This window comes from Pseudomonas sp. HLS-6 (assembly GCF_002753995.1).
Lineage (GTDB): Bacteria > Pseudomonadota > Gammaproteobacteria > Pseudomonadales > Pseudomonadaceae > Aquipseudomonas > Aquipseudomonas defluvii.
Map to the genome: position 1 here is coordinate 1,992,721 of NZ_CP024478.1, position 20,651 is coordinate 2,013,371.

Genomic DNA, 20,651 nt, shown 5'->3' on the forward strand with positions numbered 1-20,651 from the left:
ATTGGTAAATCCCATCGGATAGGGTGACAATGAATGAGTTTTAGAACAGCATTGGCTTTGATTTTTACAGTTCTCTATGTATGCGGTTTTGGCTTCATCGCTATTTGTCGTCAAGACGAGTTAGTCGGCCTCTCTCTAAATGAGTTGGGGGATTTTCTTGCTGGGGCTTTTGGGCCGCTAGCGCTTTCGTGGTTGGTATTTGGGTACTTCCAGCAAGGAGATGAATTGAAGCAGGGCACTGAGGCGCTTCTTCTCCAAGCTCAGGAGCTTAAGGAGTCGGTTCAGCAACAGTCGGAAATGGCGGCAGCAACGAGATTGTCATTGAGAAACAATGAGAAGGCATTGGAGCCCATACTCCATTTGAATTTCATGTCCTCGGCTCCCGCCTTCACTTCAGAAGGTCACGTATATAAAGATCAGTTTTCATTAAGTAACTCTGGAGCGTACTGTGAGGACTTGGTTGTCCGTGCCTCCCTAAATAGCGTGGAGGTCGCAGTGAAGTCGTCTCAGGGGCTTGCGGTGGGGAGAACTTTTAGTTTTGATTTTATTGATATCCTGGATGATGATGTTTACTACGATTTTGATGTGTCCTACCGAAAGTCAAATGGAACTACTGGGCGTCAGAGCTTCGAAGTGTCGAAGAGATATTCGAATGGGGAGCTGCAGTTGGTTGTTGAAAAGCAGTATTTAGAGGTGTGACGTCCATTGCCGCCCTCGCCGGGGTGGCGTGATTCGTTGAAGTGGGGTATTGGTGGTTGAACCAAAATCTTGGTCGAGGCGGGAGGCCCCATTGAGGATTTACAGAGGCGTTAGCGTTTCCCGAGATGCGGAAAACGGTGGAAAGCTTGCAAGCAGAGGCGCGAGCGACGAGTTAGAGGCCGAGTGCGGGGATGACAACGTGCAGTTTGGGACAACTGCTTTGGAGTTCGGGCGCTCCCCATCCAATGCTAGGTACTTCCACAATGTTTGCAGTTCGACCTATAGAACCTCTTACCTTTCATTCACTTCTGATGAAAAGGTAGCGAGGTGGTTCGCCACGTACGAGAATTCGGAAGAGGGCTGGATCTACGTTACCGACACTGAGTTGCTTGCGGAGTGTGGTGTAGAGTTTTTTGATAACCCAGGAGAGGTTATGAATGCAGAAGAATCGGAGATCTTAGTGAATCTTCGCGACCTAGCTGAATTGCCGCCCCGTCTGATTATCGACAAATACAAGGTCGCCCCGAGCGCCTAGCCCCACAGAGCTTGCATTCAGGCGGCCTTTCGAAGCGAAAGCACCTGCTGACGCGCGGCTTCGTATTCGCTGGCCAGTATCTCGATAAGGCCGTCGACTTCGCCTGCCTCCGCCTTGCAGCCAAGGTTCAGGTACACGACACCTTCGTGATCAAAGCAGACGCCACCAGTCATCCAGATTCTGCCGGTGTTAACGCCAATGACCTGCCACATTTCGTCCCGGTCGATCGCGTCCGGGCAGTGCTCCTTCCAGAGATCTAGCAGGCGCTGGTGCTCCAGCTTCTCGGCTGTCCTCACCTCCTTGCCGCTGCCTTTTACGTGCTTCGCAGCGCGGCGCAGGGCGCGATAGCCGTATTCGTCCGGCCGACACCAGTGCACATCTAGCGTCGTGCTGGCGCTGAGCTTGATGCCGCCGACGTAGTTGCGGGAGCCGCTGTACATCGGCGATGCTGCGCCACCAAAGACCCGGCCCAGTTTCTCGCGGCGTGCATTCCAGGTGGCTTTCTTCTCGTCCCAGGCTCGCACTGCAGCCAGGACTTTCGGTGATTCGGTTTTGTAGAAGTAGCTCATGGCTTTCTCCAGGCATGCGCCGCCCTCCGTGCTGGTGGCGGCATGGTGGCAATTTGATTTTGGATGGGGTATTACGGATGACCGGCACGGGGCCGGCGAAAAGGAGCTTCTATGTCATTGCTGCTGGACAGGTATTACAGTCATGAAATTGCCCTTGAAGAAGGGTTGACCGCCTACGTGCATTGCGACTGGATCAATAGTGAGCCGGGGCATGTTGCAAGCGAGGCTCGCATCGTCGTTCGCCAAGGCGATACGGAGAATCAGATAGGCCGTATCAAGGGTCCAATCCAACGCGATGACGCAAATGAACAAGGCACAAAAATAGCCGAAGCGTGGTACGCCAAGCAGAAAGGCCTGACTACCGAATAAAGTCTGGGCCGATGACCTCGTCACCTGGATCCTGCTGAATCATCAGCATGCTCTTCCGGTCGAAGGCCAGTGCCAGCCTTGGCGAGATTCTGATCTCGTGCCGCGGCGGGGTGAGAAACTTCGCCGCGTGCAGCCTGCCCAGAGCATGGATGCCGTGAATCAGCGCCTCGATCATCTGGCTGTAGGTGGTATCAGCCCAGGCGCAGATGGCGCGCAGGTGCTGGCCGGTTCGCTTCCTGGCTGACAGCCGCAGCGGCTCAATCCGCGCCACAGAACGGTGAGATTCGATTTCGTGGCGCGCGATCCGGAATAGCGCGTGATGCCCGAGCGCTTCGATGTGATGAATCATCAGCGTCATCGCCTCGCCCTGTTCCTCGATCCCGGCCCACTCCATCAGTTCCAGCAGGGCCTGTTTAGTCCCTGGTCGAACCTTCAAGCGCAGGTCTTCTTCCTGAAGCTTGGCGGCCTTCAAGCGGCGGCGCTCGTCGCGCTGTGTTTGCGTCATCGCCATTCGGTACCCCCTTCAATCCGCTAGGCGGCAAGTGAACCTGTGCCCGGCGCTGGTGGCGCTGCAGGGCCATTCGTTTGAGTTTCATGGGATAGTTCCATATCAGTGTCGTGCCAACCCGCGAGCCACCACCCACCGTCTACAGTCATGTTGCCGTAGGGCTGGGAGAGGCGGCACTTCCCATCTTGGCGGCAGGCCCGGCCCTGGTAATAGGCCGTGGGATAGATGAGGCGAAGCCGTCGAGCCTTCATGATGATTCTCGACTGGAGGCTTCACGTCGTTCACCCCGCTTCGGGAAATCGATGTCGAACGCTTTGAGGATTCGAACCAGTGTCCCGTTGCCGATCCCGATCTTCTTCTCCACCTGGTGGCGAGTCAGGCCGACATCCCGAAGGGCGGTGATTCGTTCTGCCAGCTTCGCGTCTGCCGCCGCGTCGGTGTATGGCGTCTTCCGCTTACCCTGGCAGCCCGGGGCAAACGTGAAGTCTTCCCGCTGCGACATCGTCCACAGGGTGTTCTGCGGGATGCCTAGCTTCTGGGAGACTTCCCGGCAGGTCATCTTTTTTGCCATTTCGGCGATCAAGGCTGCACGCTCTTTTGAGCGCTGTTGCCGGGCGCCGTACTGAACGCCTTTCGGGATCTTCTGGGCTGGCTCTGGGTGCCGCCGGAAGGGAAGCGGCTTGTAGGTGAATCCAGCCAGCTCGACTGCCTGACCTCCAGATGCGAAGAAGGCAGCTTTCGCTGCCTCCAGTTGCGCCTGGTGCTGGGCGCCGATGAGGATTTGGTTGTCGGTCATGCCGCCACCTGAGTCAGGGTTACCCCCGCCATGTTGAAGTTTGAACCCTTGGCAGCGACGATCGCGTCGAGTGCCTGCCAGTTGACGGTAAGCACATCGATTGGCACCTCGCCCTTGGCCACGGCCTTCACCAAGGCTTCGAAGTCTTTGACCTCGGCCTGATAGGCGAGCGGCTTTGAGGCGGTTGGTGCTGCCGTCTTCGCTGCTGGCTTGGGTTGCGTCGGTACCGATGTAACTGAATTGGAGGCTTGCCCTGTTGCCGACGCGGCAGCAGGCGCCTCAGTTGCTTTGGCTTCCGCCTCAAGGCGTGCTGCCTCGGCGCGCTGTTCTTGCTCCAGGCGCTCGCGCTCTTCCCGGCGGATTTTCTCGCGCTGGGCTTCGGCCTTCTGCTCCTCGGCCTGCTGATGCTCGCTGATGCGCACCTTGATCAGCGCGACCAGGTCTTCGTTATCCTTGAGCACCAATTGCTGGGCATCGTTGAACAGGAAAGCGTGGTCCTTCGCCAAAGTGCGCAGGCTCTCCAGGTTGGCGCGGATACCGTCGCCGATCTGGCTGGCTTCGATCTTGGCCCGGGCCAGTTCAGAGTCGGCAGCATCGCGCAGACTGGTGATGGTCTTCTTGCCCTTGATGGCGCCTGAAAGATCAACTGGTACAGCCGGCAAGCGAACCTTGCCTCCAAACGATTCGTTGATCTTGTCGATGTGAGCCTGCAGCGCTTTGGCAGCGGTGATCACGATCTCATCTCGAATGGCGACCTTGCGCGCCTTGACCAGCTTATCCAGCTCCAGGCGCTTCAGTCGCACCTGAGCGCTGATGTCTTCGATGGTCTTGAACAAGACGTCGATGCTTTCGGTTTGGCTCAGAGCGTGCTGCTTGGCAGCTTCAAGGCGGTTTTCTACGTCGCCGCACCACTTGACCGTTTTCTCGGCGTCAGCAAAGTGCTGATCGGTTTGCAGATCAGTGTTGATGCCTTCAATGACGGCCAGCGAGTGAGCTTTGAACTGCTCCAAGTTGCTGGCAGTAACCATGCCGGTGACTTCGATGCGCAGCGCTGGCAGCGTTTCAGGGGTATTGCCAACGACCTCGGCCACCGCCGCGACTGGCTCAAAAGAGGCGAGGTCGGCTTCAAACTGCTTCCAGCCCTCGACCAACTGCGCGGCCCGGCCAGCAACCGGGAAGTACTCCAGTGAAACGAAGTTGGCTTCAGTGCCGTCGGAGCAAACGAAGATCGCTTTCTCGGCACCGCTGACCAACAGTTGCTGTTCGAGCTGCCAGTAGTAATGCGGCTCCAATTCACCGGCGCGTACCTGGGCAACCAAGGACTCGTTCCAAAGCTTATGCTCGAACAGGGTCTCGCCAAGCATGGTCATGCCGTCCATGGAGGCGAGCAAGTTTCCTTCAGTACCGACCACCGGGAACAGATCCTCGCCGATCATGCGCTCGACAATTGGCCGTGCCAGTGCCTCTGTCTCGTGGCCTTTGTCGAAAATGCGCTGCTGAGAAGGCGTCACCTCCGGGGCGATGCCGGTCTTCTTCAGCTTCAGCAGATCAGTGCGGGTCTGGTACTTCGAGGCACCCATCATGGCCGGCGCTTCTGAGGCGGTGAAGTGCTGGGTGCGCAGCGAATGCCACTCTGGTGAGCCCTGGGTTACGTTGTGAATTTTCATACCTGCTCTCCTTCGATGGGCGCGAGACTTTTGATCGTCTCGACCTGTTCTTCGCTTAAGGTGTATTTGCTGGTGATCGTGGCGATGATCTTGTCTGGCGACGACTTGCCGGAGTCGACAGCGCTGCGCCATTTCGGGAGGTTCTCGGCAAGCTTGTCGTCGGGGTAGGGTGGAAGTTCGTCCTGGGCAGCCTCCCTGCGAGGGGAAACGTCACGAACGACCGGTGCGCTTTCTTCCAGCTCATCCGGGCTGTATACGCCGAGGATCACGTCAGGGCAGTACAGGCGCGACCAGCGCTTGGTGGCCAGATATGCCAGTTGCTGACGAGGGTCGTCTGCCCAAAGAGTGCTGTTACGGGTGCGGGCTTGAGCCAGCAGCAGCTCCAGAACACGCGGCTCGTCCTCTCCGCGGAAGGTTGCCCAGACTCGGACGCCCAGGCCTTCTTCATCCCCAAGCTTCCAGCCAGGGACACGGTACTCGCCCTTGTCCCCATTCTTGATGGTGAACTTGCCAATCACCTTCGACCAATCGCCGAACCACTCGTAGTGCAGTCGGTCGATCACCGGTGCGCAGGTGGTAATCACGGCGTTCACCAGTTGAGCCTCATAGCCAAGTACGCCATTCACCAGGTGAGTTTTCTGGGCGACCGCGAAGGGGTTCATCTTCCACTGCATGGACTGCATGACGACAGCCAGGCAGTCCGCGGAGTTTCCGTTGAAGTGCTTGGGCAGGGTTGCGCGACCCAAGGCCATGACCTCTGCCAGGCGCATCATCTTGTCGAGGCTGTCGCCGTCGAGAACCAGTGCGCTGGTGCTGGTTGCTGCGTGAGGAAGGACGTGAAGGGTTTGTTCGTGCGCCACCGGCGCGATGTTTTGTGCGGACATGACGATACCTCGCGCTCCTTGCGGGGCGCTGATTTTTAATGGGCGGGATTACTGAGTGATGGCGCTGGCCAGAGTGCTCAGCAGCATCCAGCCAGTGAAGAAGGAGAGGGCGAGGAAGCTTCCGCGCCAGTGGGCGATGCGGCGGGCGCGCTGTTCGGTGGTCACGCCGCGTCGTCCTCTCGCTGCGCAAAGCGATCCAATGCAGAATCGGCTGCAAGCTCTTCGGCGCGGGCCCGTCCGTACTCATTTGCCCAAGGTCGAATCAGGGCCTCCGCAACATCGTGCAGAGCTGTAGGGTGCCCACCTTTTGACTGGCCAAGCGCTTCGCACGCGAGATCGTAGGCTTTGCCGTGGACGCGGCGACCATCGGCGATGATTTCGCAAATCATCTGCTCAATCGGGTACTCGCGGTTGTCTGTGAGCAGCGGAGCAATATGCTCTTGAGCACCAAGGTGTTCGGCCAGCGCCTCCCACAGCGATTGTGGGGTAACAAGAGCAACCGACTTACCGAGTGGGCGCGGCGCTGTAACGTTCTGGCCGCAGATCAGCATGTTGATTGCATCGTGGAGCCAGTTCGGCCCCTCGGAGGTTTCCAGAAATTCAGTCATGGTCGCTTCTCCGCTTCAAGTCGACGCGCCAGTGCGCAGGCTTCGTTGTGGTCGCGGCGGAAGCCGATAACCTTTCCGGTCTGGCTATCCACCACATGGAAGAAATCGCGGCCTGCAGGCTTTACCTGGAGGCGGAACTTGATGACCGGCATAGCTCGGCCAACCTTCTTGTAGAACTCGGCAGTTGCGAGCACGGAGCGCTCATGAAGAGCGGCAATGATCTCGCGGCGAGCTTGAATGCGTTGATGCATGGTCGCCTCCAGATGGTGGTGGGTTACTCGGTGGGTGGCGCCAAGAAAGGCTGCCAGTGCGTTACCCGGTGCTCGTATCGAGAACCGTCCATGTAGCGCCAATCAATGCCGTTCCAGCACAGGAAGTTCGATCCATTGGCGAAGGGCTGGGCGCGGCGTGCCGGCGTGTAAGTCATCACGCGTGCCTTGCCGCCACCCTTGGGCAGTTCAGGCATGCGTTCAGAGCACTTGATCCAGCCGCTCATGGCTCTTCTCCACGGCGCCGACGCTCGCTTGCCATTTCCATATCCAAATCATGTCGCTCCTCACTGATCAGTTCAGCTACGGCATTTTCGATATTGGTCATGGCCTGCTGCTCGTCAGTGGCGCGGCGAATCATCACGCGCAGCAACTGAATGGCCGCATCAAGGCGTGTCGGGTAGACATAGGCCGAAAATCCGCTGCATGAAGGTTCTTGAATCATGATCTGGCCGGAAACGTTCATTCCGCTCATTGGGTGATCCTCATGACCGCATTGGCCAGGAGCCAGGCACGGGTGACCAAACCCAGCCGAGAGACTGGCCTGGCGCCTGCCAATGCGGTCGATGGTTATGGGGAAGTGGAGCGCACGGCAGGATTCGAACCTGCATCCTTCCGCCCGTTGGCGGGGGCTCTATCCAGTTGAGATTACGCACGCTTCAGGGATGCGGGATGCATCGGTGATTTGATCTGGCGGGTCCGTCTCATCTGCACCGGGTGCGATCCAGTGCTTTGCAACCACGTTGCCGCGCTTAGATGCTTCGTCGCAGATCAAATCCCGATTCACCCTGCGATGGGGAGCAGGGCATCGGGCAGTTAACGTCAGGCTGACGTGGCGCTGGTTGTTCAGTCGTCTTCGCCTTGGGCCAACATCTTCTCGATGTCGTCGGCGGCTGGTTTCTTCCAGTTCTTGATCTGGCCCGTTTCCAGGTCGATGTTCAGAATCAGGTAATCGCCGTAGTGCTCGCCCGGAAAGAAGTCGGGCACGTAACCTTCGTAGCTACCGACTTCATCGCCCTGAGCGTCTTGCAAGCCTGCAGCGAAGCCGTTGCGCACCTTGATGTGAAGCCGAATCTCGGTCACGTCGACCTGAACCGTTTTCTGCTGGTTGATCTGCATGCTGCATCCCTCTGTTGATTTCCCGTCTGGCCCTGTCGCCAAGGCCAGCCAGTGAAATCAGTGGAAAACGACAGCACCGCCGTCAGACGCAACCTCGAATGCAACCTTCCACTCTTGATACTTTTCCCAGAAGTAGCCTCCAACAGCCTCGGCTTTCTCAGCTAAATCCGCGTAGTCCTTTGCAAGCTTGGCGCTGACGACTGGTCCGATGGTGCCGTCGCAGTCTGAGAACAGGATCTGCTCATAAAACGGGCCTTCGCCCGCTCGGTTGGCGCCACCAAAATGAGGGAAGCGTTTCTCGTATTCGTCGCTCGGGCTTGCGTCCGGCGTGTAACCGGCAAGCTTCGCCAGTTCATCGCGCCATGCGCTGTAACGACCGTAGCCGGTGCTCAAGCCTGAGCCTTCCTCGCCGAGCTTGTAGGTCATGCCCTCTTTCAGGCCCTCGGCACGACCCGGAAAGTCCTTGTTGAAGTAGAAGTCGCGGTAGTTGTCGTAGTCGACCAGGTCGCCGTGCTCGTCGCGCTCGGCGTCAGGCGCCTCTACCAGTTTGCTGAATGCAGAAACGTCCAAGCCCATTGCTCATTCCTCCAGTGGATTCCCCCTGATGCGCCCCGCTTGAGGCGCACCGGGGAATCGTCTGTCATGCCGAATACTCGTACCAACTATTCAGCTCCTGTGTTCCATTGCTGTTGTTGAACCTCCAGATGAGTCGGTCAACTACCGCGCCGTCGCGGAAAATGCAGATGTTTTCCTCGACCTTCTCGCACCATCCGATGAACTCACCGGCAGGTCTGGTCATGTGCTTTGCGCTTGCGAAGACGCGGCAGCCGCGCATTGGCTTGAAGAACCGCATCATGCGTACATCCTCACCGTCACGTAGCCGATGCTGGCCACGACGTGCTCCCAGCGGTTGAAGTAAACGATGCCGCCGAACTTTGTGATCGCGGCCTGTTTGACCTGCTGCACGACCGATTCAACACGCTCGCCCTGGTCGGGAAGAGCAAGCCATTCCAAGCGTTTGCCGTTACTGAGGTGATTGTCGATGTAGAACTGAGCCATTTCGTCTTCCCCCAGTGGATTCCCAAAGCACCCGGTCGCCCAGGTGCTTCAGTGAATCTGTTGGTGTTTCTCCGCACCCGCTTACCAGGTCATTCACTCAGTTCGGTCAACACCGAAAGTGCTGGCGAGCCTTTTGGTATGCCTCGTGCGCAGCTTCCGGCGTTTTGTGCCGGCCAAGAAAAATCGTTTTCCCGCTCACCTTGATTGATGCCATCCAGAGTTCTCGTCGCCGGTCGAAGGCGACACCCTTGAAACCTGACCGGTTGTTGGAGTGAACGCCGCGATTTACTGAGTTCTCAGTTCTATTGCAGTCGCGCAAATTCACTGCCCGGTTGTCGTCCCGGTTGCGATTAAGGTGATCAATCTCGCCTTCCGGCCAGCGCCTGTTATGCATGGCGAACGCTATCCGGTGGCAGCGATAGAACACCCCTTCGATACAAACCACTCGGTAGCCTGAAGGCTTCAGTGATCCGGCTATGGACCCTGCGATGGCTCTCGAAGAGGTTGATATTCGCCAGATCAGGTTTCCCGTATCCGGCTCGTATGTGAAAAGCCTGTCCAGCTCTTCGAGCTGAATCATGTTCGTCTTCATGGTTGTCCTCGCATTGAAAGCGAGCTCGTCGAGAACGCTTTCGATGTAGCCCTGATTTGCGCCAGGGCTATGAGCGCTGCATGCAGCTATGCGGGTCGTTCGCACAGTTCAGCTATCGCTTCGTCCGCCGTCGGGGTTGTTCCCCGCGTTGGTTGCCTTTCGGGGCAATCGGATCGCCGGTCGCCGCAGGAAGCTGCATGGTCTGTTTGTTCATCGGTTTACTGACCTCCCACCGATGGAGCCGGGAGTGACCTAACCGGCTGGGCCGGGTAGTCGTTCATGGCGCTGACTGTTAAAGAGCGGTTGGCCTTGAGGGCCTGCGCGGTCCCTGTTGGGTGACTGCGATGGAGTGAAATTTAGCCTCAAGCTAAACTTGCGTCAATAGCTCAAAGCTAAATTATTTTCGCTGGGCGACAAAGTGCCCGCCGCGTAGAAGGATCGCCGCTCAGCTTATTTTTTTGGCTGGATGGTCTTTACCGGAGATTTAGCACTGAGCTATGATTTGCTTCGACCTGTACGGATATACAGTAATCGAGGTATTGCAATGAGCAAGAAGAAAAAGGACACGACGCAGCAAGAGCGCCAGGAACTGACCGGAGTTGAGCGCCTTGGATTGCGTGTATCAGCGATGATCAATTCGCCTATGGCGCAGCTTGGGAGGAGGGTGCTGATTCACCGTCTGGATACTGACAGCGACGAAGCGTGGGATGCGGTGATGGAGTTGCTGGCCGAGACCGACGGCATTGAGATGACTTTCAACGATGACGGATCAGTGATTCTGCAATGGGAAAAGCAGAGCGAGGAGGATCAGGTGATTGAACAGTACGATGCCGAGGTTGCAGATGAGGCGGCGCCGTTCTGAAGGCACAAAAAAGCCCGCTCAATGGCGGGCTATGGGAAAAGGTAGGACGAAACTATTTGGAGAACTTGACCTCAGTAGCCAGGGCCTGCTTCGCAGCCTGATAGTCCGACTTCGCTCGATGGTCTGGCAGGCGATATGGACTCATTGATGAAATATAGGCGGACCACTTGGCGTACAGATCCTTGCTCAGCTCAAGTTGCTTGGCAGGCACCTTCGCCGCTTTCAGTCTGGTCACGGCCTCATTGCCTTGGGTGTGAGCGAACTTAACGCATTCCATGAAGGAGTTGCTGTACTCGGCCTGCAGATCTCGCAGGCCGTACCGAACTGCATCGCGCCCGAGCATGGCTTCTAGGTCGCACTGAAACGCCGGCATGTCGAGCTGGCTGGCGAAGTTGGTCGCCTCAGGCGAATCCTTATCGTAGGTGTACGGTCGCGGCTTGAAGACGTGCGGCTCATTCTTGGCAGGAGCTGCGGTGTATTCAGAGGATGGCGACTGAACAGGTGCGCAGCCGGCGAGAACGGAGGCAGAAATCAGAAAGGCAGATAGGGTGGTGCGCATAACTCTCTCCTTGAGGAAATTCCCCATCCTACCATCCAGGCCATGCACCATCATCTTGGCTGTAGCCCGCATGCATTGGTGTCTAATTGATATCATTCCTATACAATCACCGACGGCCGGTACTCGGCTAAACCAATGACGGCAAAATAAATAATGAGTGCTCGCAATGAAGATTCGGATGATGCTAGGGAGTGCCGCAATCGTGGCAATGGTGGGTCTTCAGGGGTGTGCGAGCATCCTCGGTGAGTCGAGGTACCCGGTAGCAGTTTCAAGCGCACCGGTCGGAGCTTCATTTGAGATCACTGACAAAAATGGCCAGCTTGTGCATTCGGGGAATACGCCAAGTACCGTGACGCTGAAGTCCGGGGAAAGCTACTTCTCAGGCCAAACCTATACCTTGCGCTTCAAGAAGGAAGGCTATCCAGATAAGACGATGGAGCTGGATTCAAGCGTAAGTGGCTGGTACTGGGGGAACATACTCTTTGGCGGCCTGATAGGTATGCTGATTGTTGATCCCAATACTGGCGCAATGTACAAGCTGCCTGAGTTCGTCTCCGCAGATATGGGCAAGCCAGTTGCGAGTGCGCATCCTACCGATCTGAGCATTGCATCTATCGATGCATTGACTCCCGCTCAACGTGAAATGTTGATTCCGCTCAACTGATTAATCATGTCTTTCCGGGCGGTTGAAGCAGAGCCGCCCACGCCATCACCAAGACAACAAAAAGCCCGCACTTGGCGGGCTATCTGCGAGGGAACACTGATCTTTCAGCTGGCCTGAGTGTAGTCGGATTGCCGAGGATTGCGAGACCGTTTCAGTCTTCAGGTTCAGCCGGTTCTTCAGGTTTCCACCTGGCAATCAGGTCAGCCATCAGCTCGGCAATGGTGTCGGCATTGTCTGCCAGTACTTCAAGATGCTCACTGGCTCGTTAATACGTTTCCGTAGAGCCGCGCTGATCGATCCAGGTGTTGATTTCTTCTATGGCGCAGCCGAGAGCCTCCCCAGGCTGTATTACGTCGCAGATCTTCATTCCGGCACGGAGACAGGTGTCTTCGTGCGAACAATCAGTCCCAGGTGCACTTCCTCTGCATATCCAGTAAGCCTTTCCTCGCCATCCTGAAAGATGCGGCACATTCTCAGAACGGCTTGGGCATCAGCATCATTCCCGGCCAGGCTTAGTCGCTCGGCGATCCTTAGCAGCTCAACCGCTGACCACTTCAGGTCAGATGCAAGGCCTTGGAGGTCGCGGCGTAGATCTTGGTTGGGTTTGGTGAGGGGCATGGCCAAAACCTCCGGCGCACTACTGCGCCATGATTTCCTTGTACCGTTTTTGGTACTCGTCATAGGGTAGGTTCTGGTCGGTGAGCTTCTGTAACTGAACCTTCTTGTATTCTTCTTTAGAGAGCGGCTGCTGTGCAGGCTCGGTCGTTGGAGTTGCGATTACCTGGCCAGATCCGCCCTGCGCTGGGAACGCTCCCGGGATGTGTGGCACGGTTATGACTTTGCCGTCTTTCAGCTCAAAAGAAACCACCTGGGATCCGCCAAAGGCGCTGGCATGGCTCCAGATCCACATCTGTGAGTCACCCTTGGATACGACGGAGTAAGGGCGGCCCATCAAATCCATAACCTGCTGCTCGGTCATTCCGACCTTTACCTGTCGGGCTTCATCGAAGGTGAAAGGGGTTCCTGCGCAGGCGGCCAGAAGAACTGATGCTGCGATGATTAAGCCAAATCTCATACGTTCATCCTTGTAGTAAAGATCCTGTGGGGCTCAAAGATCCCCGCTGCGCCAGACTGATGATCCGGTTGCCGTTTGACTCAAACCAGGTGCGCGTTCCACACCAGCAGCACTCTGGCCTGGATGTAGGTCTCTTCCCTGCGAATCATCCGATCCTTGTGCTTAGGGTTGTCAGAGATCATCTCAAAATGATCCTCATCAGCGATCTGCAGCCGCTTGATGTAGTCGTGACCACCCCAAGAGAAGTAGTAGATCCCATCGCCAACGAACTCTCGGATGCTCACGTCAACGATCAAGGGGTCACGATTCTTGATCGTAGGCGCCATCGACTGACCCCACCCGGTAACCAGCTTGAGGTGGTAATGCTCGGTGAATTCAACGCCGAGCTCTCGCAGGTGCTTGGGGCTTACTCGCACATCCTGCAGCATCTCTGGATAGTCGTGGGCTAGCTGCCCGTCACCCATCGAGCCGCGAACATCGTAATGAGCGATCCACACCTCATCACCAACCAAACCAGGTCGGGAAAAGTCAGCTTTGGTAACGCCGGTATCGGCAGGCTCTTCCGCTGCGGCCAGCAATCGCTGCCGGGTCTCCTCGGGTATGCCTTTCCCGCTTTTGGCGAGCATTTGCTTTACCAGATCGGCAGCCGATAGCTTGCCGTCGCCGGCTTCGGCGCGAGGCTTCCCCGCTTCATCGCCGGTTGGTATCGAGTCAAACCAGCCTCTCGGCAAGCCCTCAATTCCCTCGATTCTCCGGGCCACATCGTCGCCCAGGTTCTTCGCTGTCTTGTCGGAAAGTATCTGGCTCAGATGCGCAGGAGCCATCCCCCAGCGCTCGGCGCAGGAGCCTTTCCTCTGGCTGCCGATCAGCTTCACCAGGTTGTGTTTGCGAATTTCGTAGATATCCATGGCGACAAGAATGCCAGCGTTTAGCTTACTGCTAAATGTGCGCACAGCTAAATTATCCTTGCTCATAAATTAGCCATGAGCTAAATTTCGCTTTATGTGTAAGGAGAACCCTCATGAATGATCACCTCCGTGAATGGTTGGGTGGAGCCACAAACGAGCGCCGGCAGGAAGTAGCAGCCGCTGCCAAGACCACTGTCGGACACCTATGGCAGCTCGCAGGTGGTCATCGCAAAGCATCTGTCGAACTGGCCGAGCGCCTTCAGGACGCCTCGAGCGGTGAAATCACAATCGCCGGCCTTCGTCCCGACCTAATTTCGTTTGCCCGTAAAGCGCTCAAGGGCGCTGCCTAACCCTTTCAATAGCAAGGAGCAATACCGCATGGCATATCACGACCAAAGTCACCTGAAAGACCGGGAGATTAAGTCGCGTTACGACGAGGAAACCTACGAGGCGCTGAAGGCCGTGGCGCGACTCCACAAGCTGCAGCTGGCTGTATTCGTGCGCATGTGCGTCGAGGAGAAGCTGGAAAGCATCATCGAGAGCGATGTTACCGACAAAAGCCAGATGGCCTGAAGGCCCGGAAGGAGGCCTACGTGCCCGAAACCACGATCTGCCACGGGATCGATGGACGCCTCTACGAGAAGCTTGAGCGGTTGGCAAATAAGGCGGGCGTCTCGCCTGAACAGTACGCCGCACAGCTTGGAGCAGAGCGTTTTTTCGAGAAGACCAGGCCAAAAGGTGCCGGAAAAATCCGGAATCTACCGGTGCCAAAGCGAGGTTCGGACTCAATAGTCCCTGAAAAAGGCGGGACTGATGAAGACCTCAACTAAATCACCAAATCGCAGGCACAAAAAAACCGACGGGCAAGGTCGGCTTTTTCAACTGCATTCGTTACAACACTGTGAGGTCGATTATGCACACCCATCACAATGATGTACAGACCCTCAAATATCCCGCGCCACGAAATGCGAACTACGAAAACGTGGCGCGCACGATGTCGTCGCGTGAAATTGCAAGCGTCACGGGTAAGCGTCACGACAACGTGAAGCGCGACATCCTGGCAATGCTCAAAGACCTGAAAGCCGATGTACTCAGCTTTGAGGACATCTATCTGGACGGTCGCAACCGCGAGCAAGTCCAGTACCTTCTCGACCGCGAGCACACTGACTGCCTCCTGACCGGCTACAGCGCCGGGCTGCGCATGAAGGTGATTCGTCGCTGGCGCGAACTGGAAGGGCAGTCCGAGGCGCGCCAGGCCGTCATGGCCAATGGCACCAAAGTCATCGGCGAGATCGCCATCATGGAGTGCTTTACGCGCCTCCTGAAGCCCGCCGCGTCATGCCAGATGCAGATGCTGGCCAAGATCGCTGAGAACAACGGCCTCGATCCGAAGTTCCTGCCCAGCTATGCCGTGGACGCGCCGCCGGATGCAGCAGGCGGGGGATCGCTGCCGACCAAGGCGCTGACCTCCTTGCTGAAGGACAACGGCATCCGCATGTCGACAGCTTCCTTCAACAAGGCCCTACAGCAAGCTGGTCTGATCAAGGTCATGCAGCGCAAGAACTCCAAGCAAGAGATGGTCACCTTCTGGTCGATCACCGAAAAGGGCCTGCGCTACGGGAAGAACCTAACCAGTCCCCAATCCCCACGCGAAACACAGCCTCACTGGTATGTGGAGCGCTTCGCTGAGCTCGCCTCTCTGATCGGGAAGGCCTGACATGCAATTCACCGTGACGATCAACCAGGCAAAAGCGCTTGAGTGGGGTTTGAACTCCCAGCAGGCGCTGCTGTTCGCGTTCGTCTACGGCTGCCCAAGCTGGGCCAAAGCGCTCAAGACTGATGACGGGATCTTCTTTGCTCTGAGCAAGGCCAAGATCGTGGAAGAGCTGCCTCTGCTGACTGACAAACCTGACACGGCTTATCGGATGCTGAAAGCCCTGGAGGAGGCGGGTCTGATTGAGCTTTCCAGCACTTCAAACATCACTCTTTTCCGCCTGACCAAGAAGGCTGCCGAGTGGAACAAGAAGCAGGATGGGTCGGAAAAATATCCGACCCCACCAGATACTAAAGGTCGGAAAAAAATCCGATCTACCTCGGAAAAATCTCCGAGCAAGGTCGGAAAAAAATCCGAGCAAGGGTCGGAAAAATATCCGACAAATCAGGATACCAATAATCAGGATACCAATCAGGGTACCAATCACAGTTCGCAGGAAGGTTCGGACGAGCCGAACCAACCTGCCGGGAAAGTGGTTGCACTGATCCCTGTTGGGGGCGAAGAGCCGCGCTGCGAAATCCCGGCGGACATGCCAGGCCCGAAGGACCAGTCCTGCAAAACCTTCAAGGCCTGGGCCAACTACGCCATGGCCTACCGCAAGCGCTACCACACCTGGCCGGTTTGGAATGCGAAGGCAGGCGGGCAGATGGGCCAGCTGATTGACCGCCTGGGGATTGAGGTTGCCCATCACGTAGCCGCGTTCTACCTGCGCATCAACGACGCCAAGTTGATCAACGGCTGCCACAACCTGGGCGACCTGCTGGCCAAGGCCGAGGCCTACCACACCCAGTGGGTCACCAACCGCCAGATGAACTCCACCACTGCCCGCCAGCAGGAGCAGACCCAGGCGAATATCAATGCGGCCCAGGAAGCGGCTGACGCGATCCGCAACGGCCAAGGGGGTAAGCGCAATGCTTTCCTCTGACGAACAAGCCGAACTCGCCGTGGCCATCTGCGCCACTGCCGAGGCAATGGGGCAGGCAATCAGCGCTGGAGGCGCTCAGCTCATCGCTGAGGACCTTTCGGCCTATGAGCCTGGCGTGATCATTGGCGCACTGCGCGCGTGCCGTAGAGAGCCTGCTGGGCGCCTTTCGCTCGGCATGGTCCTCAAGCACATCCACGCGGCCGACACCCGACCCGGCAAGGATGAGGCGTGGTCGATCGCCCTGGCGGCGAGTGATGAGCACGAAACCGTGGTGCTCACCACCGAAATCCGCCAGGCCATGATCGCCTCCGAGCCAATCCTTGAAGCTGGCGACAAGGTCGGCGCCCGGATGGCGTTCATGAGCGCGTACGAGCGCCTGGTCAGCTTCGCCCGCGCCGAGGATCAGCCGGCCAAGTGGGAGGTGTCGCTGGGTTACGACGCTGGGCGCCGGGTGACGGCCATCGAATCCGCCGTCCGCGCCCAGCTCATCACCCACGACACCGGGGCCAAGTACCTGGCCGACCTGCGCATCGCTCCGATCACCGATGACGGCCAGGCCATTGCCGGCCTGCTCACCGGCGAGGTGCGCCCGCAGGCCAGCGCCAAGACCCGCGAAAAGCTTGCCGAGGTGCGCTGCATCCTCAAGGCGGCCAAGGCAAAGAAAGACCGCGAGCGCGCCAAGGAAGATCAGCGCCGCCGCATCGAAACCTACCTGCGCAAGCGGCAGACACGCGCCGCAGTCGCTCAGTTGAACATCAAGCGCGCCGGGCAGCCGGCCGGGGAGGGGGTGTGATGGCAGACGCAATCATGATCTACGGGTGGATTCACACCACCTTCTTCGGTTTTTTGGTCGGCCTAGCGGCTGAAAACGCAAAGGGCTGGCAGCACTACCTGTTCCTGTGGGTTCTGTCACTTGGATGGCCCGTCATTGTTGCCTGGAAACTGCTATGCAAGCGCAAGGAGAAGCACTGATGGACACCAACAAGATTACTGCGCTCAAAGCGCGCGACATTGCCCGCGCCAAAGACCCAGCTTTCGCCGTGGATACCATCCTGGCCGGTGTCGCCAAGGCCGCCGAGGCTGGCAAGTATGAATACACGATTCGCGACTACGGGTTCGGCACCAGCTGCTACTGCAACGAGAAGGACTACCCGGAGCTGTGCAAGGCAATCCTCAAGGAACTGCGTGGGCTGGGCTATCGCTGCACCGTGCGGGCCGTAGAGCGCCAGTTCGTGGATATGTGGCTTGAGGTTCGCTGGGATGAGGTGGCGCCATGACCATCGACAAAGCACAACTCAAGGCGCTGGCCGAGGCTGCAACACCCGGCCCTTGGCATGCAGAAAACGATCGGCACGAAGGCTCTATCAACGCGGATTATCGTCACATTGGGATGGTGAGCATGTTCTGCCGGGTTCGCGAAGACGTAGAGCGCAACTTTGCAAACCAGCGCTTCATCGCCGCCGCAAACCCCGCCACTACCCTGGCACTGCTTGCAGAGATAGAGCGTCTTGAGCTGATAGGCCGCATCTCCTGCAACTTTGACGGCTACAAAGCTGTGCTGGACGAGCTCGACCAACTCAAGGCCGAGAAGAGTCTTGCTGAGGAAGCACGAGACCTCTATGCCGCCGACAAGAAGAGCCTGGCATTTGCGCTGAATGATGCGAGGGCAGAGGCTGAAGCGCTGCGCAAGGCGCTTGCTGACTGCGCCGTCTCGCTCAAAGGCGAGATGCTCCAGAAATTTGGTGATCGGCAGCCCGAGGAAATGCATCCAGTCACTCGCCGAGAATACGACCGCGATATGGCCGAGGTGGCCGGATTCCAGGCCATGGTCAAGGAGGCATCCCATGGCTGACCGTATCAGCGTCAACAGCACCACCAAGCTCTCTGAGGCGGTGTCCAAGCCTCGCCACTTCTGGTCATCCGGCCCATCTCGCGTGCGAGAGGTGTGCCGATTGGCCTACCTCTTCGCTACAGAGCTTTCCGTGGCAGGGGCCATCGAGATAATCGTCCGGCCGGTCAAGTCCCGACGCACCCTTGAGCAGAACGCGAAGCTCTGGGCCATGTTGGCCGACATCTCCCGTCAGGTGGAATGGCCCGTCAACGGCGTAATGCAGAAGCTCGATAGTGAGGACTGGAAGGCGCTCATGACCGCTGCGGCCCGCCAGGAGGTGCGCATGGCATCTGGCATCAACGGTGGCGTCGTGATGCTGGGTGTTAGCACCCGGCGGATGACCGTGGCCGAGCTGGGTGACGTCATCGAGTGCATGTATGTGTTCGGTTCTGAGCGCGGCGTGCGCTGGAGCGAGCCCAAAGGAGAGATGCCAGAGCAGTGGGAGGCGGCGGCATGAGCGAGATTTGGATTGAGAGCAAAACCTTGGCAGGGCGCTACATGGTGTCCTCGCTAGGACGAATTAAACGGATGGCTCATGTTTCCACCACCCTCTCCGGCATCACCAAGAGCTATCCAGAGCGCTTGATTCAGCGTGCCAAGTCCAAGGACTACCCGAGGATCATTCTCAAAGTTGACGGCAAGGCAAAGGCATACCTGGTTCATCGCCTTGTTGCCGAGATGTTCGTGCCAAACCCGAATGACTTGCCGTGCATCAATCACAAGGATGGCGACAAGAGCAATCCGCATCCTGAAAACCTCGAATGGTGCACCCATCAGGAGAACATGGCGCATGCAGCAGCCACAGGCCTTAGCGACTGCGCTGTGCCAGTTCAGTCAGCAAAGCACGGGCTGGGCATGTGGTTCCCCTCGCTGGAGTCGGCGGTGCGCCATACCGGCGTGAGCAAGCCGTGCATTTGTGCGGCGGCGAAGAAGAGACAGAAGACTGCGGGCGGCATGGTGTGGGACTACGCCGCGTCAGGCATGTTCTTCGGTGATCTGCTGGGGGAGGAGGCCGCGTGAGGACAGCTCTCAAGGAAGTGAAGCAGAAGACCTGCAAGGCCTGCGGCTCTAAGTTCCGCCCATCGCTATCGACGCAGAAGGCGTGCAGCGTGAAGTGCGCCCTGGAGCTTGCGCCGGTGAACCAGGACAAAGCCCGCAAGGCCATCGCCCAGCGCGAGCGCCGTGAGATCAAGGTGCGGAAGGAGAGGGTGAAGTCTCGTGCCGACCATGTGCGCGAGACACAGGCCGTATTCAACGAGTGGATTCGCTTGCGTGATGCCGCGCTGCCGTGTGTGAGCTGCGGTCGTCACCACGAAGGCCAGTACCACGCTGGCCACTACCGAACCGTAGGGGCAAACCCAGAGCTGCGCTTCGAGCCGCTGAACGTCTGGAAGCAGTGCGCACCCTGCAATAACCACAAGTCTGGCGACATCGTGAACTACCGGATTGAGCTGGTGAGGCGGATCGGCGCCGACCGAGTCGAGTGGTTAGAAGGCCCTCATGAGGCCCAGCGCTACACCATCGAAGACCTGAAGGCCATCAAGGCCGAGTACCGGGCAAAGATCAAGGAACTGAAGGAGCAGGCAGTATGCAACTGAACAGCGCACGCCAAGCCTGGCACGACTGCACCTATACCGCCTGGGACAGCCAGGGCGCATTCATCGAACAACTGGGTTTGCTGGGAGCGATGGTGCAAACCACTGACAAGCAGCGCAGTGCGAGTCATGCAGTTCACCAGGCGCTCGCCGGGAGGGTGCAGTCTGCGATCGGCAAGCTGCATGGTCAGGTCCGCGCCTTCGGCGACTTCATGTACAGCCCGCGGATGGATGACGACACCCGCGAGACTGCCGAGGAGGTTATCTTTAACCTGGTGCAGAGCAAGTCACCGCGCATGACCGCCGCCAAGCGCGAAAAGCTCGAGTACGTGGTGAAGGGGGTTATGACCCGGTACCGCTACATGCACCAGGGCGGGCAATCGGCCAACGCTGACCCGCTGGAGTCGCCGGAGAGCTTTCGTGCCTGGCTGAATGCCCACTACGGGATCAAGCTGGAATCGGTCCGTTGGGAGCGTGAGTGGGGCGGATATGTACGTCTGGTCTTCGACTGCTGCGAGGACGTAGACAAGATGGCGCTCGGGCCGGTGGCGGCTGTAATTTACGAAATGAAGGAGGCCGCTTGAGGGCCTATTGCGTTCCCGCTCGGCTGATGGCATGATTTCGCCATCGTGATAATTTCGCCTTTGGCGAAGATCACAAAAAGAACCCGGCCGCCGCGCCGGGTTTTTTATTGCCTGCAGAAAAGTTCACTGCAGCCAGGGCA

At 57.8% G+C, this 20,651-nt stretch carries 36 protein-coding genes and 1 pseudogene; 18 read left to right on the forward strand and 19 right to left on the reverse strand.

Going from position 1 to position 20,651, the window contains the following annotated elements; all coding sequences use genetic code 11:
- The first annotated feature begins 33 nt into the window (after window positions 1-33).
- Together CS390_RS09275 and CS390_RS09280 are read left to right on the forward strand one after the other, a co-directional pair.
- On the forward strand, window positions 34-699 hold the full coding sequence (locus tag CS390_RS09275; RefSeq protein WP_099774124.1) for a hypothetical protein: 666 nt from the start codon (window positions 34-36) through the stop codon (window positions 697-699).
- Between the two features lie 91 nt (window positions 700-790).
- Window positions 791-1,234 (forward strand): hypothetical protein, encoded by a 444-nt coding sequence (locus CS390_RS09280; RefSeq protein WP_099774125.1) that lies wholly within the window; start codon window positions 791-793, stop codon window positions 1,232-1,234.
- A gap of 17 nt (window positions 1,235-1,251) precedes the next feature.
- On the opposite strand, the gene CS390_RS09285 is transcribed toward CS390_RS09280, so the two are convergent.
- Window positions 1,252-1,803, reverse strand: coding sequence for a hypothetical protein (locus tag CS390_RS09285; protein ID WP_099774126.1), 552 nt, complete (start codon window positions 1,801-1,803; stop codon window positions 1,252-1,254).
- A gap of 111 nt (window positions 1,804-1,914) precedes the next feature.
- Here CS390_RS09285 and CS390_RS09290 point away from each other — a divergent pair, with 111 nt between their 5' ends.
- Window positions 1,915-2,172 carry a hypothetical protein gene (locus CS390_RS09290; protein WP_099774127.1) on the forward strand — a complete coding sequence of 86 codons (258 nt, stop codon included), beginning with the start codon at window positions 1,915-1,917 and terminating at the stop codon, window positions 2,170-2,172.
- On the opposite strand, the gene CS390_RS09295 is transcribed toward CS390_RS09290, so the two are convergent.
- The 14 genes and pseudogenes from CS390_RS09295 to CS390_RS09365 form a co-directional block, all read right to left on the reverse strand.
- Window positions 2,162-2,683 (reverse strand): hypothetical protein, encoded by a 522-nt coding sequence (locus CS390_RS09295; RefSeq protein ID WP_099774128.1) that lies wholly within the window; start codon window positions 2,681-2,683, stop codon window positions 2,162-2,164. The genes CS390_RS09290 and CS390_RS09295 overlap by 11 nt on opposite strands.
- A gap of 244 nt (window positions 2,684-2,927) precedes the next feature.
- The gene (locus tag CS390_RS09305; RefSeq protein ID WP_099774130.1) at window positions 2,928-3,476 is read right to left on the reverse strand and encodes a hypothetical protein; all 549 of its coding nucleotides are present in this window, start codon (window positions 3,474-3,476) and stop codon (window positions 2,928-2,930) included.
- A complete protein-coding gene (locus CS390_RS09310) occupies window positions 3,473-5,143 on the reverse strand; it encodes a YqaJ viral recombinase family protein (RefSeq protein WP_099774131.1) in 1,671 nt (556 codons plus the stop codon). The genes CS390_RS09305 and CS390_RS09310 overlap by 4 nt, the downstream gene beginning before the upstream one ends.
- Window positions 5,140-6,027, reverse strand: a complete 888-nt coding sequence (gene recT / locus CS390_RS09315; RefSeq protein WP_099774132.1) for a recombinase RecT — start codon at window positions 6,025-6,027, stop codon at window positions 5,140-5,142. Before recT ends, CS390_RS09310 begins: the two co-directional genes overlap by 4 nt.
- A 161-nt stretch (window positions 6,028-6,188) precedes the next feature.
- Window positions 6,189-6,635: a hypothetical protein gene (locus CS390_RS09320; RefSeq protein WP_099774133.1), complete on the reverse strand. Its 447-nt coding sequence runs from the start codon at window positions 6,633-6,635 to the stop codon at window positions 6,189-6,191.
- A complete protein-coding gene (locus tag CS390_RS09325) occupies window positions 6,632-6,886 on the reverse strand; it encodes a hypothetical protein (protein WP_099774134.1) in 255 nt (84 codons plus the stop codon). Before CS390_RS09325 ends, CS390_RS09320 begins: the two co-directional genes overlap by 4 nt.
- Window positions 6,887-6,909: 23 nt before the next feature.
- Window positions 6,910-7,131: a DUF551 domain-containing protein gene (locus tag CS390_RS09330; RefSeq protein ID WP_099774135.1), complete on the reverse strand. Its 222-nt coding sequence runs from the start codon at window positions 7,129-7,131 to the stop codon at window positions 6,910-6,912.
- Window positions 7,128-7,379: a hypothetical protein gene (locus tag CS390_RS09335; protein ID WP_256587588.1), complete on the reverse strand. Its 252-nt coding sequence runs from the start codon at window positions 7,377-7,379 to the stop codon at window positions 7,128-7,130. The genes CS390_RS09330 and CS390_RS09335 overlap by 4 nt, the downstream gene beginning before the upstream one ends.
- Before the next feature lie 106 nt (window positions 7,380-7,485).
- Window positions 7,486-7,562: pseudogene (locus CS390_RS09340) on the reverse strand.
- A 188-nt stretch (window positions 7,563-7,750) separates the two neighbouring features.
- Window positions 7,751-8,023, reverse strand: coding sequence for a hypothetical protein (locus tag CS390_RS09345; RefSeq protein WP_099774137.1), 273 nt, complete (start codon window positions 8,021-8,023; stop codon window positions 7,751-7,753).
- 57 nt (window positions 8,024-8,080) lie between these two features.
- Entirely contained in the window at window positions 8,081-8,599 is a 519-nt protein-coding gene (locus tag CS390_RS09350) for a hypothetical protein (protein WP_099774138.1), read from the reverse strand.
- Window positions 8,600-8,663: 64 nt separating this feature from the next.
- Window positions 8,664-8,879 carry a hypothetical protein gene (locus tag CS390_RS09355; protein WP_099774139.1) on the reverse strand — a complete coding sequence of 72 codons (216 nt, stop codon included), beginning with the start codon at window positions 8,877-8,879 and terminating at the stop codon, window positions 8,664-8,666.
- A complete protein-coding gene (locus tag CS390_RS09360; protein WP_099774140.1) occupies window positions 8,876-9,082 on the reverse strand; it encodes a hypothetical protein in 207 nt (68 codons plus the stop codon). The genes CS390_RS09355 and CS390_RS09360 overlap by 4 nt, the downstream gene beginning before the upstream one ends.
- Before the next feature lie 106 nt (window positions 9,083-9,188).
- Window positions 9,189-9,662, reverse strand: a complete 474-nt coding sequence (locus CS390_RS09365) for an HNH endonuclease (RefSeq protein ID WP_177442396.1) — start codon at window positions 9,660-9,662, stop codon at window positions 9,189-9,191.
- A 556-nt stretch (window positions 9,663-10,218) separates the two neighbouring features.
- Between CS390_RS09365 and CS390_RS09370 the strand changes: the two genes are divergently transcribed.
- On the forward strand, window positions 10,219-10,536 hold the full coding sequence (locus tag CS390_RS09370) for a DUF1654 domain-containing protein (RefSeq protein ID WP_099774142.1): 318 nt from the start codon (window positions 10,219-10,221) through the stop codon (window positions 10,534-10,536).
- A 52-nt stretch (window positions 10,537-10,588) separates the two neighbouring features.
- Here the strand turns inward: CS390_RS09370 and CS390_RS09375 are convergent, their stop codons facing one another.
- Window positions 10,589-11,095 carry a hypothetical protein gene (locus CS390_RS09375; protein ID WP_099774143.1) on the reverse strand — a complete coding sequence of 169 codons (507 nt, stop codon included), beginning with the start codon at window positions 11,093-11,095 and terminating at the stop codon, window positions 10,589-10,591.
- 166 nt (window positions 11,096-11,261) lie between these two features.
- On the opposite strand from CS390_RS09375, the gene CS390_RS09380 reads away from it, so the two are divergent.
- Window positions 11,262-11,759 (forward strand): hypothetical protein, encoded by a 498-nt coding sequence (locus CS390_RS09380; protein ID WP_218195296.1) that lies wholly within the window; start codon window positions 11,262-11,264, stop codon window positions 11,757-11,759.
- A 363-nt stretch (window positions 11,760-12,122) separates the two neighbouring features.
- On the opposite strand, the gene CS390_RS09390 is transcribed toward CS390_RS09380, so the two are convergent.
- The 3 genes from CS390_RS09390 to CS390_RS09400 all read right to left on the reverse strand — a co-directional run bounded on the left by CS390_RS09390 (window position 12,123) and on the right by CS390_RS09400 (window position 13,742).
- Entirely contained in the window at window positions 12,123-12,377 is a 255-nt protein-coding gene (locus CS390_RS09390) for a hypothetical protein (protein WP_099774144.1), read from the reverse strand.
- Window positions 12,378-12,396: 19 nt separating this feature from the next.
- Window positions 12,397-12,834, reverse strand: a complete 438-nt coding sequence (gene bamE / locus CS390_RS25275) for an outer membrane protein assembly factor BamE (protein ID WP_099774145.1) — start codon at window positions 12,832-12,834, stop codon at window positions 12,397-12,399.
- 80 nt (window positions 12,835-12,914) lie between these two features.
- Window positions 12,915-13,742, reverse strand: coding sequence for a S24 family peptidase (locus tag CS390_RS09400; protein WP_099776605.1), 828 nt, complete (start codon window positions 13,740-13,742; stop codon window positions 12,915-12,917).
- Between the two features lie 113 nt (window positions 13,743-13,855).
- Here CS390_RS09400 and CS390_RS09405 point away from each other — a divergent pair, with 113 nt between their 5' ends.
- The 13 genes from CS390_RS09405 to CS390_RS09465 all read left to right on the forward strand — a co-directional run bounded on the left by CS390_RS09405 (window position 13,856) and on the right by CS390_RS09465 (window position 20,511).
- Window positions 13,856-14,092 (forward strand): hypothetical protein, encoded by a 237-nt coding sequence (locus CS390_RS09405; RefSeq protein ID WP_099774146.1) that lies wholly within the window; start codon window positions 13,856-13,858, stop codon window positions 14,090-14,092.
- A gap of 28 nt (window positions 14,093-14,120) precedes the next feature.
- The gene (locus CS390_RS09410) at window positions 14,121-14,315 is read left to right on the forward strand and encodes a hypothetical protein (RefSeq protein ID WP_028941800.1); all 195 of its coding nucleotides are present in this window, start codon (window positions 14,121-14,123) and stop codon (window positions 14,313-14,315) included.
- Between the two features lie 20 nt (window positions 14,316-14,335).
- Window positions 14,336-14,572: a hypothetical protein gene (locus CS390_RS09415; RefSeq protein WP_099774147.1), complete on the forward strand. Its 237-nt coding sequence runs from the start codon at window positions 14,336-14,338 to the stop codon at window positions 14,570-14,572.
- Between the two features lie 164 nt (window positions 14,573-14,736).
- Window positions 14,737-15,459 (forward strand): Rha family transcriptional regulator, encoded by a 723-nt coding sequence (locus tag CS390_RS09420; RefSeq protein ID WP_099776607.1) that lies wholly within the window; start codon window positions 14,737-14,739, stop codon window positions 15,457-15,459.
- A gap of 1 nt (window position 15,460) precedes the next feature.
- On the forward strand, window positions 15,461-16,441 hold the full coding sequence (locus CS390_RS09425; RefSeq protein ID WP_099774148.1) for a phage replication protein: 981 nt from the start codon (window positions 15,461-15,463) through the stop codon (window positions 16,439-16,441).
- On the forward strand, window positions 16,428-17,234 hold the full coding sequence (locus tag CS390_RS09430) for a hypothetical protein (RefSeq protein ID WP_099774149.1): 807 nt from the start codon (window positions 16,428-16,430) through the stop codon (window positions 17,232-17,234). The genes CS390_RS09425 and CS390_RS09430 overlap by 14 nt, the downstream gene beginning before the upstream one ends.
- Complete coding sequence (locus CS390_RS09435; protein WP_099774150.1) at window positions 17,234-17,413, forward strand: hypothetical protein; 180 nt, start codon at window positions 17,234-17,236, stop codon at window positions 17,411-17,413. Before CS390_RS09430 ends, CS390_RS09435 begins: the two co-directional genes overlap by 1 nt.
- Window positions 17,413-17,718 carry a hypothetical protein gene (locus CS390_RS09440; protein WP_099774151.1) on the forward strand — a complete coding sequence of 102 codons (306 nt, stop codon included), beginning with the start codon at window positions 17,413-17,415 and terminating at the stop codon, window positions 17,716-17,718. The genes CS390_RS09435 and CS390_RS09440 overlap by 1 nt, the downstream gene beginning before the upstream one ends.
- Window positions 17,715-18,293, forward strand: a complete 579-nt coding sequence (locus CS390_RS09445) for an ead/Ea22-like family protein (protein ID WP_099774152.1) — start codon at window positions 17,715-17,717, stop codon at window positions 18,291-18,293. Before CS390_RS09440 ends, CS390_RS09445 begins: the two co-directional genes overlap by 4 nt.
- Window positions 18,286-18,789: a recombination protein NinB gene (locus CS390_RS09450; protein WP_256587589.1), complete on the forward strand. Its 504-nt coding sequence runs from the start codon at window positions 18,286-18,288 to the stop codon at window positions 18,787-18,789. The genes CS390_RS09445 and CS390_RS09450 overlap by 8 nt, the downstream gene beginning before the upstream one ends.
- Complete coding sequence (locus CS390_RS09455; RefSeq protein ID WP_099774153.1) at window positions 18,786-19,352, forward strand: NUMOD4 motif-containing HNH endonuclease; 567 nt, start codon at window positions 18,786-18,788, stop codon at window positions 19,350-19,352. The genes CS390_RS09450 and CS390_RS09455 overlap by 4 nt, the downstream gene beginning before the upstream one ends.
- A complete protein-coding gene (locus CS390_RS09460) occupies window positions 19,349-19,930 on the forward strand; it encodes a recombination protein NinG (protein WP_099774154.1) in 582 nt (193 codons plus the stop codon). Before CS390_RS09455 ends, CS390_RS09460 begins: the two co-directional genes overlap by 4 nt.
- The gene (locus CS390_RS09465; RefSeq protein WP_099774155.1) at window positions 19,921-20,511 is read left to right on the forward strand and encodes a hypothetical protein; all 591 of its coding nucleotides are present in this window, start codon (window positions 19,921-19,923) and stop codon (window positions 20,509-20,511) included. The genes CS390_RS09460 and CS390_RS09465 overlap by 10 nt, the downstream gene beginning before the upstream one ends.
- Window positions 20,512-20,651: the final 140 nt, after the last annotated feature.

Excerpts from the sequence above, each read along its gene's own strand:
- CS390_RS09305 (WP_099774130.1), bottom strand. The coding sequence starts at position 3,476 with ATGACCGACAACCAAATCCTCATCGGCGCCCAGCACCAGGCGCAACTG.
- CS390_RS09375 (WP_099774143.1), bottom strand. The coding sequence starts at position 11,095 with ATGCGCACCACCCTATCTGCCTTTCTGATTTCTGCCTCCGTTCTCGCC.
- CS390_RS09310 (WP_099774131.1), bottom strand. The coding sequence starts at position 5,143 with ATGAAAATTCACAACGTAACCCAGGGCTCACCAGAGTGGCATTCGCTG.
- CS390_RS09325 (WP_099774134.1), bottom strand. The coding sequence starts at position 6,886 with ATGCATCAACGCATTCAAGCTCGCCGCGAGATCATTGCCGCTCTTCAT.
- CS390_RS09420 (WP_099776607.1), top strand. The coding sequence starts at position 14,737 with ATGTCGTCGCGTGAAATTGCAAGCGTCACGGGTAAGCGTCACGACAAC.
- CS390_RS09365 (WP_177442396.1), bottom strand. The coding sequence starts at position 9,662 with ATGATTCAGCTCGAAGAGCTGGACAGGCTTTTCACATACGAGCCGGAT.
- CS390_RS09425 (WP_099774148.1), top strand. The coding sequence starts at position 15,461 with ATGCAATTCACCGTGACGATCAACCAGGCAAAAGCGCTTGAGTGGGGT.
- CS390_RS09390 (WP_099774144.1), bottom strand. The coding sequence starts at position 12,377 with ATGCCCCTCACCAAACCCAACCAAGATCTACGCCGCGACCTCCAAGGC.
- CS390_RS09450 (WP_256587589.1), top strand. The coding sequence starts at position 18,286 with ATGGCTGACCGTATCAGCGTCAACAGCACCACCAAGCTCTCTGAGGCG.
- CS390_RS09400 (WP_099776605.1), bottom strand. The coding sequence starts at position 13,742 with ATGGATATCTACGAAATTCGCAAACACAACCTGGTGAAGCTGATCGGC.
- CS390_RS09295 (WP_099774128.1), bottom strand. The coding sequence starts at position 2,683 with ATGGCGATGACGCAAACACAGCGCGACGAGCGCCGCCGCTTGAAGGCC.
- CS390_RS09275 (WP_099774124.1), top strand. The coding sequence starts at position 34 with ATGAGTTTTAGAACAGCATTGGCTTTGATTTTTACAGTTCTCTATGTA.
- CS390_RS09320 (WP_099774133.1), bottom strand. The coding sequence starts at position 6,635 with ATGACTGAATTTCTGGAAACCTCCGAGGGGCCGAACTGGCTCCACGAT.
- CS390_RS09435 (WP_099774150.1), top strand. The coding sequence starts at position 17,234 with ATGGCAGACGCAATCATGATCTACGGGTGGATTCACACCACCTTCTTC.
- CS390_RS09430 (WP_099774149.1), top strand. The coding sequence starts at position 16,428 with ATGCTTTCCTCTGACGAACAAGCCGAACTCGCCGTGGCCATCTGCGCC.
- CS390_RS09350 (WP_099774138.1), bottom strand. The coding sequence starts at position 8,599 with ATGGGCTTGGACGTTTCTGCATTCAGCAAACTGGTAGAGGCGCCTGAC.
- CS390_RS09445 (WP_099774152.1), top strand. The coding sequence starts at position 17,715 with ATGACCATCGACAAAGCACAACTCAAGGCGCTGGCCGAGGCTGCAACA.
- CS390_RS09410 (WP_028941800.1), top strand. The coding sequence starts at position 14,121 with ATGGCATATCACGACCAAAGTCACCTGAAAGACCGGGAGATTAAGTCG.
- CS390_RS09335 (WP_256587588.1), bottom strand. The coding sequence starts at position 7,379 with ATGAGCGGAATGAACGTTTCCGGCCAGATCATGATTCAAGAACCTTCA.
- CS390_RS09330 (WP_099774135.1), bottom strand. The coding sequence starts at position 7,131 with ATGAGCGGCTGGATCAAGTGCTCTGAACGCATGCCTGAACTGCCCAAG.
- recT (WP_099774132.1), bottom strand. The coding sequence starts at position 6,027 with ATGTCCGCACAAAACATCGCGCCGGTGGCGCACGAACAAACCCTTCAC.
- CS390_RS09285 (WP_099774126.1), bottom strand. The coding sequence starts at position 1,803 with ATGAGCTACTTCTACAAAACCGAATCACCGAAAGTCCTGGCTGCAGTG.
- CS390_RS09380 (WP_218195296.1), top strand. The coding sequence starts at position 11,262 with ATGAAGATTCGGATGATGCTAGGGAGTGCCGCAATCGTGGCAATGGTG.
- CS390_RS09440 (WP_099774151.1), top strand. The coding sequence starts at position 17,413 with ATGGACACCAACAAGATTACTGCGCTCAAAGCGCGCGACATTGCCCGC.
- CS390_RS09290 (WP_099774127.1), top strand. The coding sequence starts at position 1,915 with ATGTCATTGCTGCTGGACAGGTATTACAGTCATGAAATTGCCCTTGAA.
- CS390_RS09455 (WP_099774153.1), top strand. The coding sequence starts at position 18,786 with ATGAGCGAGATTTGGATTGAGAGCAAAACCTTGGCAGGGCGCTACATG.
- CS390_RS09370 (WP_099774142.1), top strand. The coding sequence starts at position 10,219 with ATGAGCAAGAAGAAAAAGGACACGACGCAGCAAGAGCGCCAGGAACTG.
- CS390_RS09405 (WP_099774146.1), top strand. The coding sequence starts at position 13,856 with ATGAATGATCACCTCCGTGAATGGTTGGGTGGAGCCACAAACGAGCGC.
- CS390_RS09465 (WP_099774155.1), top strand. The coding sequence starts at position 19,921 with ATGCAACTGAACAGCGCACGCCAAGCCTGGCACGACTGCACCTATACC.
- bamE (WP_099774145.1), bottom strand. The coding sequence starts at position 12,834 with ATGAGATTTGGCTTAATCATCGCAGCATCAGTTCTTCTGGCCGCCTGC.
- CS390_RS09355 (WP_099774139.1), bottom strand. The coding sequence starts at position 8,879 with ATGATGCGGTTCTTCAAGCCAATGCGCGGCTGCCGCGTCTTCGCAAGC.
- CS390_RS09360 (WP_099774140.1), bottom strand. The coding sequence starts at position 9,082 with ATGGCTCAGTTCTACATCGACAATCACCTCAGTAACGGCAAACGCTTG.
- CS390_RS09345 (WP_099774137.1), bottom strand. The coding sequence starts at position 8,023 with ATGCAGATCAACCAGCAGAAAACGGTTCAGGTCGACGTGACCGAGATT.